At 65.8% G+C, this 13,194-nt stretch carries 8 protein-coding genes and 1 tRNA gene; 7 read left to right on the top strand and 2 right to left on the bottom strand.

The features are described 5' to 3' along the window. Positions 1–195: 195 nt before the first annotated feature. The 5 genes from NKT36_RS04200 to NKT36_RS04180 all read left to right on the top strand — a co-directional run bounded on the left by NKT36_RS04200 (position 196) and on the right by NKT36_RS04180 (position 8,896). Positions 196–606: a hypothetical protein gene (locus tag NKT36_RS04200; protein ID WP_327052697.1), complete on the top strand. Its 411-nt coding sequence runs from the start codon at positions 196–198 to the stop codon at positions 604–606. Positions 607–1,253: 647 nt separating this feature from the next. Then, a complete protein-coding gene (locus tag NKT36_RS04195; RefSeq protein WP_327052696.1) occupies positions 1,254–3,326 on the top strand; it encodes a PrkA family serine protein kinase in 2,073 nt (690 codons plus the stop codon). A 4-nt stretch (positions 3,327–3,330) separates the two neighbouring features. Then, positions 3,331–5,619, top strand: coding sequence for a PrkA family serine protein kinase (locus NKT36_RS04190; RefSeq protein ID WP_327052695.1), 2,289 nt, complete (start codon positions 3,331–3,333; stop codon positions 5,617–5,619). Then, positions 5,610–6,920, top strand: coding sequence for a YeaH/YhbH family protein (locus tag NKT36_RS04185; RefSeq protein WP_327052694.1), 1,311 nt, complete (start codon positions 5,610–5,612; stop codon positions 6,918–6,920). The genes NKT36_RS04190 and NKT36_RS04185 overlap by 10 nt, the downstream gene beginning before the upstream one ends. Then, positions 6,917–8,896: a SpoVR family protein gene (locus NKT36_RS04180; RefSeq protein WP_327052693.1), complete on the top strand. Its 1,980-nt coding sequence runs from the start codon at positions 6,917–6,919 to the stop codon at positions 8,894–8,896. Before NKT36_RS04185 ends, NKT36_RS04180 begins: the two co-directional genes overlap by 4 nt. Positions 8,897–9,085: 189 nt before the next feature. On the opposite strand, the gene NKT36_RS04175 is transcribed toward NKT36_RS04180, so the two are convergent. Then, positions 9,086–9,160: transfer RNA gene (locus tag NKT36_RS04175), tRNA-Glu, on the bottom strand. A 255-nt stretch (positions 9,161–9,415) separates the two neighbouring features. Then, positions 9,416–11,383: a 3-hydroxyacyl-CoA dehydrogenase/enoyl-CoA hydratase family protein gene (locus NKT36_RS04170; protein ID WP_327052692.1), complete on the bottom strand. Its 1,968-nt coding sequence runs from the start codon at positions 11,381–11,383 to the stop codon at positions 9,416–9,418. A 115-nt stretch (positions 11,384–11,498) separates the two neighbouring features. On the opposite strand from NKT36_RS04170, the gene NKT36_RS04165 reads away from it, so the two are divergent. Together NKT36_RS04165 and NKT36_RS04160 are read left to right on the top strand one after the other, a co-directional pair. Further along, the gene (locus tag NKT36_RS04165) at positions 11,499–12,653 is read left to right on the top strand and encodes an acyl-CoA dehydrogenase family protein (RefSeq protein ID WP_327052691.1); all 1,155 of its coding nucleotides are present in this window, start codon (positions 11,499–11,501) and stop codon (positions 12,651–12,653) included. 111 nt (positions 12,654–12,764) lie between these two features. After that, the gene (locus NKT36_RS04160) at positions 12,765–13,130 is read left to right on the top strand and encodes a DUF7344 domain-containing protein (RefSeq protein WP_327052690.1); all 366 of its coding nucleotides are present in this window, start codon (positions 12,765–12,767) and stop codon (positions 13,128–13,130) included. The last annotated feature ends 64 nt before the right edge of the window (positions 13,131–13,194 follow it).

Below are 13,194 nucleotides of genomic sequence, written 5' to 3'. Positions count from 1 at the left end.
TCCTGCCTCTCCTGGCTTCGCCGTCTCCCAGCGACGTTACCCGTCTCCGTCTGTCGACTTCCGGTCGGTACGCGGCCGTTGACGAAATTAACCGGGGTCTAAATCGACCGCGCGGATTGTCAACCGTTGTCTTCCGCCTGCGCACGCGATAACGATGACACGGGTTTATGCTGGTACCGCCCCTGTCGATTCCCCATGAGTCGTGCACAGAACGTCCCCGGATGGATGGCCGCGCCGGGCGAGTTCAGCCGGACGCTGAAACTCGTGTTGAGCACGGCCTATCGGAACGACCGGCGGTTCGACCGCGCCTGGGAGTTCCGGTATCCGGACGACGAACGGTCCGATCTGATGGTCGAGATCACGCACCTCCAGAAGCGCGACTCGGACGATTCGCTCGAACCGCCCGTTCCGACGGACCCGCCGGGGGAGGCGATGGTCACCGACTTCCGGGACGTCCTCGGCGACCTCCTCGTGAAGGCCCACGAACGCGGCATCGAGTTCGACCGCTCCTGGACCTTCCGCTACCCCGACTCCGACCATCCGGACCTGATGGTCGAGATCACCCGTCTCGCGTCCCACGAGGAGTCCGACGCAGGCGACCGCTAGGACCCGTGGCTTACGCCCCGACTTCGTTTGCGGTCCGACCGTGGCGAGCCTCTCACAGCGTCGGTGCCTCGACGCGACCGGTCGACGGCGACTCCCTCTCGTCCGCGAACGCAGCACGCCGGGCGGGTGTACTGCAGAAGTCGGTGCAGGGCCCGGGCGGTCAGGTGCTACTTAAATATGCTAGGCTACCCCGTTTGTTCGAATCGTCCGATCGATTCGATGGAAACCACCGCCTGGGTGTAACTTCGCGAGCATACACCTCTTAATTTATTCTATAATATCTGCCGCCACAGGCAACAGTTATATATTCCTTCAACCCATGCATTAAATAGTATCGGGTGGCAAACCCCCACACGGCACACGGTCACGCGCGACACCCGGCGGGGAAACCGTCGCGGCGTCGCCTCGCTGGCCGACGTGTCCGGCGTGCGTGGGGACGGCACGTACATGACAGGTCAACCTCGAACTCCGCGCGGGCGCACGACGCGTCCCCCGGTTACGCCCCGTCGTAGAGCTATCCCCTCGTTACGCCCAAAGCATCTTTGTGGGTGGGCGTCATCTCAATACTCCTCGTTGGCACCGCGACGCCCCGTCGGTCTTCTCTCGACATTCGCCGGTTCCGCGACCCCCAACCAACACGTGATACAATGAAAGGTGACATGGAAACGCTGGAAGACATCAGTCAACGCTACCAGGAATCGATGCCCGAAGACCTCCGCGAGACCAAGTCGTTCGACTGGTACCTCGAGGAGGTGTACGCCGATCCGAAGATCGCGCGCAACGCCCACCAGCGGGTGGCGGACATGTTCGACTACTACGGCACGGAGTACGACGAGGACTCCGGCGTCGTGGAGTACCGACTGGCGTCGGAGGACCCGCTGCACGACGGCGAGAACACGTTCTACGGGCGCGAGATCCACCGCGCGATCCACGAGTTCGTCAACAAGGTCAAGAGCGGCGCGCGCGGCCTGGGTCCCGAGAAGCGCATCAAGCTGCTGCTCGGTCCGGTCGGGTCCGGCAAGTCCGACTTCGACCGGCAGGTCCGGAAGTACTTCGAGGACTACACGCTGCGCGAGGACGGCCGGATGTACACGTTCCGGTGGACGAACCTCTGCGACGTCATCGTCGACCAGGACCCGGCCGACGACACGGTCCGGTCGCCGATGAACCAGGACCCGCTCGTGCTGTTGCCGTACGAGCAGCGCCAGCACGTCATCGACGACGTCAACGAGCGACTCGACGCGCCGTACACCATCCAGAACGAACAGGCGCTCGACCCCGCGAGCGAGTTCTACATGGACGCGCTGCTGGCCCACTACGACGACGACATCCAGCAGGTGCTCCGGAACCACGTCGAGGTACTCCGCCTCGTCGCCGACGAGAACAAGCGCCAGTCCGTCGAGACGTTCGAGCCGAAGGACAAGAAGAACCAGGACGAGACCGAACTCACCGGCGACGTCAACTACAGCAAGATCGCCATCTACGGTGAGTCCGACCCACGCGCGTTCGACTACTCCGGGGCGTTCTGCAACGCCAACCGTGGCATCTTCAGCGGCGAGGAGCTGCTGAAGCTCCAGCGGGAGTTCCTCTACGACTTCCTGCACGCCACCCAGGAGCAGACCATCAAGCCGAAGAACAACCCGCGGATAGACATCGACCAGGTCATCGTCGGCCGGACGAACATGCCCGAGTACCGGGACAAGAAGGGCGACGAGAAGATGGAGGCGTTCAACGACCGCACGAAGCGCATCGACTTCCCCTACGTCCTGGAGTACGAGGAGGAGGCCGACATCTACCGGAAGATGCTCCGGAACGCCGACGTGCCGGACGTCCACATCGAGCCGCACACGCTGGAGATGGCGGGCCTGTTCGGCGTCCTCACCCGCGTCGAGGAGCCCGACACCGAGATGGTCGACCTGATGCAGAAGACCAAGGCCTACAACGGCGAGATCGAGGACGGCGACGACATCGACGTCAAGAAGCTCCGCGACGAGGCCGAGGACAAGTCCGACATCGGCGAGGGCATGGAGGGCGTCTCCGCCCGCTTCATCGGCGACGAGATAGCGGAGGCCATCATGAACTCCACCCACCGCAGCCGCGGCTTCCTCAGCCCGCTGTCGCTGTTCAACCACTTCGAGGAGAACCTCGAGAACCACGGCTCCATCCCCGAGGAGAACTTCGAGACGTACTACCGCTACCTCGAGAAGGTGCGCGGCGAGTACCGCGAGCGCGCCATCGAGGACGTCCGCCACGCGCTGGCGTACGACCTCGACGAGATCCAGCGCCAGGGCGAGAAGTACATGGACCACGTGATGGCGTACATCGACAACGCCACCGTCGAGGACGAACTGACGGGCCGCGAGCAGGAGCCCGACGAGAGCTTCCTCCGGTCGGTCGAGGAGAAACTCGACATCCCGCGCGACCGCAAGGACGACTTCCGCCAGGAGGTGTCGAACTGGGTCTCCCGCCGCGCCCGCGAGGGGTCGCCGTTCGACCCGCAGGACAACGACCGCCTGCGCCGCGCCCTGGAGCGCAAGCTCTGGGAGGACAAGAAGCACAACATCAACTTCTCGGCGCTGGTGTCGGCCAACGAGATGGACGACGACGAGCAGAACGCGTGGATCGACGCACTCATCGAACAGGGCTACTCCCGCGACGGCGCAAAGGAGGTGCTGGAGTTCGCCGGCGCCGAGGTCGCCCGCGCGGAGATGGAGGAGTAGAGCAGTGACCGAGGGAACTGACTTCGTCGAGGACGCCGACCGCCAGCTCCACGAGACCTACGAGGAGCCGATGACCATCGCGGAGTACGTCGACGCCGCCTTCGAGAATCCGTCCATCGCGGCGCACGCGAGCAAGTACCTGCTCAACGCCATCGAGTCGATGGGCACCCGGACCGTCGTCGAGGAGGGCGAGGAGAAGGAGCGCTACCGCTTCTTCGACGACCCGAACAACGACGGCGAGCACGCCATCCTCGGCAACACCGAGGTGCTCAACGCGTTCGTCGACGACCTCCGCTCCATCGCCGCCCGGCGCGGCAAGGAGGAGAAGATCATCTGGTTCGCCGGCCCGACGGCGACCGGCAAGTCCGAGCTCAAGCGCTGTCTCGTCAACGGCCTGCGCGAGTTCTCGAAGACCGACGAGGGCCGGCGGTACACCGTCGAGTGGAACGTCGCCACCGCCGCCGACAGCGGCGGCCTGACCTACGGCGACGAGGCACCGACGACCGACGAGGAGAACTGGTACGCCAGTCCGGTCCAGGCCCACCCGCTGCTCGCGTTCCCGCCGGAGGTGCGCGAGCGACTGCTGGCCGAACTGAACGAGCGCGTCGACGACCACGTCGACATCACGGTCGAGGGCCGCCTCGACCCGTTCAGCCGCGAGGCGTACGACTACCTCGAGGAGAAGTACCGCCGCGACGGCGAGGACGAGCTGTTCTCGGCCATCACCGACCCGGCACACCTGCGCGTGAAGAACTACGTCGTCGACGTCGGCGACGGCATCGGCGTCCTCCACTCGGAGGACAGCGGCCAGCCGAAACAGCGCCTCGTCGGGAGCTGGATGCAGGGGATGCTGCAGGAGCTCGACTCCCGGGGCCGCAAGAACCCGCAGGCGTTCAGCTACGACGGCGTGCTCTCGCAGGGCAACGGCCTCCTCACCATCGTCGAGGACGCCGCCCAGCACGCCGACCTGCTCCAGAAGTTGCTGAACGTCCCCGACGAGAAGTCGGTGAAGCTCGACAAGGGCATCCAGATGGACGTCGACACCCAGCTCGTCATCATCTCCAACCCCGACCTGGAGGCCCAGCTGAACCAGCACGCCGACGCGGGCGGACAGGACCCGCTGCGCGCGCTGAAGCGCCGGCTCGACCGCCGCGAGTTCAAGTACCTGACCAACCTCAGCCTCGAGGCGGAGCTCATCCGTCGCGAACTGACGAACGAGACGGCGGTCTGGGGCGCCGAGGAGTACGACTCAGTGGAGGCGCGCTACCAGGCCCCGGTGACGGTGCGGGTGCGCGGCAGCGACGAGGTCGTCCGCGACCGCGAGATCGCCCCGCACGCGATCGAGGCGGCGGCGCTGTACAGCGTCGTCTCCCGGCTCGACGACGACGACCTGCCGTCCGGCCGCGACCTCGTCGACAAGGCGATGCTGTTCGACCGCGGCTACCTGATGGACGGCGACGAGCGCATCGAGAAGGACGACCTGGAGTTCGACGACGACGCCACCGACGGCGAACAGGGCATCCCCGTCACCTACACCAGGGACGTCATCGCGGACCTGCTCAACGAGACGCAGGACCGCTTCCACCCCGAGTACGACGTGGAGAACGTCGTCATGCCCCGGGACATCCTCAACGCGATGGCCGAAAGCATCGGCGACGCGCCCGTGTTCTCCACCGGCGAGCGCACCGAGTACGAGAACCGCCTCGTTCCGGTGAAGAATCACGTCTTCCAGCAGCAGGAGAGCGACGTGCTCGACGCCATCATGCGCGAGCGGCAGGTCGACGAGGAGACCGTCTCCGAGTACATCGAGCACGTCTACGCCTGGGCGTCCGACGACGTCGTCGAGAACGACCGCGGCGAGCGCGTCGAACCCGACGCGCTGAAGATGAAGGTGTTCGAGACCGAGCACCTCGGCCGGTTCGACGCGGGCGCGTACGGCAACGACCACCAGCCCAGCCCCGCCGTGGCCGAGTTCCGCCGCAACAAGGTCATCACCGCGCTGAACCGCCACGCCTGGGAGAACCGCTCGGAGGACTTCCAGGTGAGCGACATCGACCCGAAGGAGGTTCCCATCATCAAGACCGTGCTCGCGAACAACGACTGGGAGGACGTCCGCCGAGTGTACGAGGACTTCGAGCCCGGCCAGTGGGAGAACCCGCCGGGCAACACGGAGACGGCCGAGGTGAAGGAGGAGACCATCCAGAACATGCAGGAACTGTTCGACTACTCGGCGGCCTCCGCCGAACTGACGAGCCAGCACGTCATGAACCAGGTGAGCTACAAATGGGACTGAGAGACGACCTCGAACGGTACCGGGAAGTCGGTGAACAGCGCCGCGAGGACCTCTCCGAGTTCATCCAGTACGGCGACCTCGGTCAGAGCCTCCCGGACCAGATCCACGTCCCGATCAAGATCGTCGACCTGCCGGAGTTCGAGTACGACCAGCGCGACCGCGGCGGCGTCGGCCAGGGCGACCCGGACGTCGGCGACCCGGTCGGCGACCCCCAGCCCCAGCCCGGCGACGACGGCGACGAGGACGGCGACCCCGGCGACGAGGGCGGCGAGCACGGCTACTACGAGATGGACCCCGAGGAGTTCGCCGAGGAGCTCGACGACGAACTCGGCCTCGACCTCGAACCGAAGGGCAAGGAGGTCATCGAGGAGGTCGAGGGCGACTTCACCGACGTCACCAAGACCGGCCCCGACAGCACCCTCGACTTCGAGCGCATGTTCAAGGAGGGGCTCAAGCGGAAGCTGTCGATGGACTTCGACCCCGACTACGTCCGCGAGGCGATGGGGGTCGAGGACTGGGGCCCCGACGAGGTGTTCGAGTGGGCGCGGACGAACAACCTCACCGTCTCGAAGCACTGGATCGAGGAGAACTACGCCGACCTCGACGACGACGCGACGGCGAAGTGGTCCTCCATCGACGAGATGGAGGCGAACGTCACGCCGACCCCGACCGCCCAGAAGATCCGCGAGCAGGGCATCCGCCACGTGCCGTTCCGGCGCGAGGACGAGCGCTACCGCTACCCCGAGATCGTCGAGGAGCGCGAGAAGAACGTCGTCGTCGTCAACATCCGCGACGTCTCCGGGTCGATGCGCGAGAAGAAGCGCGAACTCGTCGAGCGGACGTTCACCCCGCTGGACTGGTATCTCACCGGCAAGTACGACAACGCCGAGTTCGTCTACATCGCCCACGACGCCGAGGCGTGGCGCGTCGAGCGCGAGGACTTCTTCGGCATCCGCTCGGGCGGCGGGACGAAGATATCGTCGGCGTACGAGCTCGCCGCCGAGATACTCGAAACCGAGTACCCCTGGAGCGAGTGGAACCGGTACGTGTTCGCCGCGGGTGACAGCGAGAACAGCCGCAACGACACCGAGGAGAACGTCATCCCGTTGATGAACGAGGTGCCGGCGAACCTCCACGCCTACGTCGAGACCCAGCCCGACGGGAAGGCGATCAACGCGACCCACGCCGAGGAGGTCGAGAAGCACCTGGGCGAGGAGGACAACGTCGCCGTGGGCTACGTCAACGGCCCCGGCGACGTGACCGACGCCATCTACGAGATTCTCAGCACGGAGGAATCATGAACGAACGGACCAAGCTCAACGCCGCCGACAGCGTGACGGAACCGGTCGTCGAGGCCCGCAAGCTCGCACAGAAGCTCGGCCTCGACCCCTACCCGGTGAACTACTGGATCGTCGACTACGACGAGATGAACGAGCTCATCGCCTACGACGGGTTCCAGGAGCGGTACCCACACTGGCGGTGGGGGATGAAGTACGACCGCCAGCAGAAGCAGGGCCAGTACGGCGGGGGCAAGGCGTTCGAGATCGTCATCAACGACGACCCGGCCCACGCGTTCCTCCAGGAGTCCAACGGCCTCGCCGACCAGAAGGCGGTCATCACGCACGTCGAGGCCCACTCGGACTTCTTCGCCAACAACCGCTGGTACGGGATGTTCGCCGACGAACTGGACGCGGCCGCGCTGCTGGAGCGCCACGCCGACCGCATCCAGGAGATCATGGCCGACCCCGAGATCGACCGCGAGGAGGTCGAGAAGTGGATCGACAGCGTGCTCTGCCTGCAGGACAACATCGACCAGCACGCGGCGTTCAAGCGCGACGACCGCGGCGTCGACGAGGACCGCGAGACGGACGAACTCACCGACCGCCTCGACGAGATGGCGCTGAGCGACGAGGTGCGCCAGCAGGTGTTCGACGAGGAGTGGCTGGAGGCCCAGGAGGAGCGGCGGGCCGGCGAACTCGACGAACCGGAGAAGGACCTGCTCGCGTTCCTGCGCGACCACGGCAAGGCGTTCGACGAGGAGGAGGGCAAGGCCGTGGAGATGGAGACGTGGCAACTGGAGGTCCTCGAGATGCTGCGCGCGGAGTCGTACTACTTCGCCGCCCAGAAGACGACGAAGGTGATGAACGAGGGGTGGGCCGCCTACTGGGAGTCGATGATGATGGGCGAGGAGCGGTTCGCCGGCACCGACGAGTTCGTCGAGTACGCCGACCACCAGGCGCGCGTGCTCGGGTCGCCGGGCCTGAACCCCTACAAGCTCGGCAAGCAGCTCTGGGAGTACATCGAGAACACGGAGAACCGCCGCGAGGTGGCGCGCAAGCTCCTGCGCGTCGAGGGGGTCACGTGGCGCAACTTCCACGACGTCGTCGACTTCGACCGCGTCCAGGAACTGCTGGAGCCCGACCCCGCTCTGGACACCGTCGACCCGGCCGACCTCGACGCGCTGGCCGACCTCCGGGACGACGCCGTCGACCACGAGGCGCTCGACCAAGCCCGCGACGGCGAGGTCGACGTCGAGACGTACCCCTGGAAGGTGCTGACCTACGAGGGGCTGGCCGAGCGGCACTTCTCGCTCTGCAAGCTCCAGAACCAGGGGTTCGTCGAGGCGGTGAGCCAGGAGACGCTCGAACAGTTCGCCCGGTACCTCATCGACGACGCGCGGTACGACAGCGTCGAGGCGGCCATCGCGGACGTCGACTACACCGCCGGCTGGGACCGGATGTACGAGGTGCGCGCCAGCCACAACGACGTCACGTTCCTCGACAGCTTCCTCACCCACGAGTTCGTCGCCGACAACAACTACTTCACCTACGAGTTCAGCCAGACGACCGGCGACTACCGGGTGACCAGCACGGAGTACCAGGACGTCAAGAAGAAGCTGATGCTGCAGTTCACCAACTTCGGCAAGCCCACCGTCGCGGTGTACGACGGCAACTACAAGAACCGCAACGAACTGCTGCTCGGCCACCACTACAACGGCGTCATGCTCGACGTCGAGCAGGCCAAGCGCACCCTCGAACGCGTCTACGACCTCTGGGGCCGCCCGGTGAACCTCAAGACCATCGTCAAGGAGGTCGACGAGCGCGACGCCGAGATCGCCCGCCGGCGCGACCGCGAACCCGAACCCGAGGAGGTCGGCAAGCTACTGCGCTACGACGGCACCAAGTTCGAGACCCGCGACCTCCCCTGGAGCGAGGTCGAGGACATCGCCGCCACCGAGGTCGACTACAACACCAAGCCCGACGAGTGGCTTGCGTGACTCGTTGCATTTCGGTTTTCTATCCGGCAAAACGGGGACGCTCGGCTCTGCGTTGTTTTGCGTCGCGAGAAGTGCTCCGTCTGGGATTTGAACCACGCCCAGACGTGCTCGCTACGCTGCGCGCGACTGGTCTGATTCAAATCCCATCCGTGCGCGCTTCGCTCCCTCGCAAAAACTCGGTCGCTGTAGTGCTCCGTCTGGGATTTGAACCCAGGTCATCGGCTCGAAAGGCCGAAATGATTGGCCGGACTACACCAACGGAGCGAGCGCATCCATTCGTTCCCGCCAGATTAGTTTAAACCTTCCGTCTTCGCCCGACAGCGGCCGCTTCGCCCGTCAACGGTTCCCACGCGAAAACGAAGCACTCCAGCGCGGAAACAAAATCGAGCGGAGTTACTTCCCCTCGAAGTCCGGTTCGCTTCCGTCAGAGACGAGCTCTGACGACGTTCGCCTCACTTCCCCTCGAAGTTCGGCTCACCGTCTGCGACGCCGAACCGGGTCACCGGGAAAGTGACTCCGTCACTTCCCTTCGAAGTCCGGGTCCCCGTCGCCCATGAACGCCGTGATGCCTTCCATCAGGTCGTCGGTGGCCATGAGGTGGCCGAACGCCTGGGCCTCGATCTCCAGGCCGGCCTCGGTGTCCTCCCAGCCCTTCAGCATGGCGCGCTTGGTGTACTCCTGGGCGATGGGCGGGCCGGCGGCGAGGTCGCGGGCGAGCTCCCACGCGCGGTCCTCGAACTCGTCGGTCTCGACGACCTCGTTGACGAAGCCGTAGTCGGCCATCGTCTCGGGGTCGAAGCGCTCCGCGGTGAAGATGATCTCCTTCGCGCGGCCCTCGCCGACGATGTGCTGGAGGCGCTGCGTGCCGCCCCAGCCGGGCAGCAGGCCGAGGTCGTGCTCGGGCTGGCCGAACTCCGAGCGCTCGGTGGCGATGCGCATGTCGGCGCACATCGAGAGCTCCATCCCGCCGCCGAGGCAGTAGCCGTCGACGGCCGCGACGACCGGCATCGGACAGGACTCCAGCTTGCCGAACGTCTGCTGGCCCTTCCGCGAGAGCTCGACGGCCGAGAGCGGGTCCGCGCCGCCGGCGGCCATGCTCTGGACGTCCGCGCCGGCGGAGAACGCCTTGTCGCCCTCGCCGGTGAGCAGGAGCGCGCGCACGTCGTCGTCATCGGCCAGCGCGTCGACGGCGTCGCCGAGGTCGTCGAGCAACTGCTCGCTGATGGTGTTCATGCGGTGCGGCCGGTCGAGGACGACGTGGGCGACGTTGCCGTCGCGCTCGACGCGGATGGCGTCGTACTCCTCGCTCTCGTCCTCGTCCTCCTCGCCGTAGAAGCCGCCCTGTTCGGCGGCCTCGCGAAGGTAGTCGGCGGGCGCGTAGCGCTCCTCGCCGGTCTCCTCGTGGAGGTCTTCGAGGGTGTCGAGGAGGTCGTCCAGGCCGGCGTCGTCGGCCATCTTCGCCGGCCCCTCGGGGAAGCCAGCGCCGAGCATGACGGCCTCGTCGATCTCGTCAGCGGGCGCGACGTCGTTGCCGACGAGCTTCGCGACCTCGTTGGCCATCACGGCCTGCAGGCGCAGGACCGCGGCCTCGGTGCCGGCGTCGGTGGGGATGTCGACGCCGCCGTCCTCGTAGTCGTAAAACCCCTTGCCGGTTTTCTTGCCGAGCTCCTCGTTCTCGACCTTCTCCTCCAGGAGCGGGCAGGGCTCGTACGCCTCGCCGATGACGTCGTACATGTACTCCATGACGTGGTAGCCGACGTCGATGCCGACCTGGTCGGCGAGTTCGAAGCTCCCCATCGGCAGGCCGATGTCGAACTTCGTGGCGCTGTCGACCTCGGCGACGGTGGCGTCGCCGGACTCGACCATCCACGCGGCCTCGTTCATCAGCGGAACGAGCACGCGGTTGACGATGAATCCGGGGCTGTCCTTGCGGACGCGGACGGGCGTCTTGCCCAGGTCCTCCGCGAGGTCCTCGGTGAGGTCGAGGACCTCGTCGTCGGTGTGCGCGCCCGTGATGACCTCGACGAGCTGCATCCGGACCGGCGGGTTGAAGAAGTGCATCCCGCAGAACTTCTCGGGGCGTTCGGTCACCTCCGACAGGTCGGTGATGGAGAGACTGGACGTGTTCGTGGCGAAGACGGTCCGCTCGGGTGCGTACTGCTCCAGGTCGCCGTACACGTCCTTCTTGATCTCCATCTTCTCCGGGACGGCCTCGATGACGAAGTCGGCGTCCTCGACGGCCGCTTCGAGGTCGACGAGCGCCGTTACGCGGTCGAGGGCGGCGTCGGCCTCCTCCTCGCTGATCTGCTCTTTCTCGGCCAGCTTCCCGAGGCTCCACTCGATCTGGTCGTAGCCGTTCTGGACGAACTCCTCCTTGATGTCGCGGAGGTTGACGTCGTAGCCGGCCAGCGCCGCGACTTCGGCGATGCCGTGGCCCATGTTGCCGGCTCCGAGAACGGTGATGGTGTTGATATCGTCGAGCTCCATGCGTGGATGCTCTACATGGGAGTGTTTCAACGTTTCTCTATCGGAATCTACAAACTCTCCGCAGGTTTATTCGCGGTTACAAAACGATTTACCACTGGCCCCACAAGCACCCGCTATGGAATTCGGACTGACCGAAGAGCAGCAGGCCGTCCGCGAGGAGGTGCGTCGCTTCGCGGAGAACGAGGTGGCACCCGTCGCGAAGGAGTACGACGTCGAAGAGAAGTACCCCTGGGAGGTCATGGACGAGGCCGCCAAGATGGGGCTGACCGGCGCGAACATCCCCGTCGAGTACGGCGGTGCGGGCTACTCACCCCTTGAAACTGCGATCATCACCGAGGAACTGTTCGCGGTCGACCCCGGCATCGGGCTCTGCATCACCAGCGCCGCGTTCGGTGCCGACGCAATCATCGAGTTCGGTACCGAGGAGCAGAAGGAGAAGTACCTCACGCCGGTCGCGGAGGGCGACGCCGTCATGGGGACGGCCATCAGCGAACCCGACACCGGCTCCGACGTCTCCAGCGTCTCGACGACGGCGGAGAAGGACGGCGACGAGTGGGTCATCAACGGCAACAAGATGTGGATCACGAACGGGTCCATCGGCGACTACTTCGTCGTGATGTGCCAGACCGACCCCGACGTCGACGACCGCTACTCCGGCTTCTCCCAGATCGTCGTCGAGTCCGACCGCGACGGCTTCGAGGCCGACAAGATCACGGGCAAGCTGGGCATCCGCGCCTCCGACACCGCCGAACTCATCTTCGACGACGTGCGCGTCCCCGAGGAGAACCTCGTCGGCACCCGCGGGATGGGCTTCCTCCAGCTCATGCAGTTCTTCGACGAGACGCGGACGGCGGTGGCGGCCCAGGGCGTCGGCATCGCCAAGGGTGCCGCCGAGCGCGCGCTGGAGTACGCACAGGAGCGGGAACAGTTCGACCGCTCCATCTCGGAGTTCCAGGCCATCCAGCACAAGCTCGCCGAGATGCACACCCAGACCGAGGCCGCCCGGAACCTCACCTACAAGTCCGCGTGGAGCGTCGAGAACGACGAGGGCAACCTGACGCAGCTCGCGTCGATGGCCAAGGAGTACGCCTCCCGCATCGCGGTCGAGGTCGCCGACGAGGCCGTCCAGATCCACGGCGGCTCCGGCTACGTCAACGACTTCGACGTCGAACGGCTCTACCGCGACGCGAAGATCACCCAGATCTACGAGGGGACGACCGAGATACAGAAGAACGTCATCGCCCGCGAACTGCTCGGCAAGGGCTTCTAGCGCCGCCTCGCGCGCTCTCGCTTTCGAATCGCTCCCCGCCGAGCGGTCGCTCACCGCGGACCTAAACAGTTAGGCGCGGCTCTTTTTGGGGTTACACGCCAACGAGCGTGTATGAGTTCGGATACGCCAGAGATCGTGGCGACGCACACCGACGGCTACGACGACAGGGGGAGGACCGCGGATCTCGACGACGCGTTCGACCTGCTGGCCGACCGCCGCCGCCGCTACGTGCTCTACTATCTCCGGGAGGAAGGGGCGGCCGACGTCGAGGAACTCGCCGAACAGTTGAGCCGATGGGAGGGGACGACGACGCCGGAGCACAGGCGGCGTATCCTCACGGAACTCCACCACAAGCACCTGCCGAAGCTGACCGAGAACGGCGTCGTCAGGGTCGAGGGGTCCGTGGAGGTCGCCCACATGAGTTCGCAGATCGAGGCGTACCTCGACCTCGCCGCCGAACAGGAGCGTCCGCTCTGAGCGCGTCCACGACGTGCCGTCGGAGACGGTACAGTTCGTCGCCGTCCGATTGCTGATCGTTCTG

It is taken from the genome of Halomicrococcus gelatinilyticus (genome assembly GCA_024227995.1).
Classification (GTDB): Archaea; Halobacteriota; Halobacteria; order Halobacteriales; family Haladaptataceae; genus Halomicrococcus; species Halomicrococcus gelatinilyticus.
The sequence above is the reverse complement of the archived record's forward strand: the minus strand, read 5'-3'. Positions and strand labels throughout refer to the sequence as shown.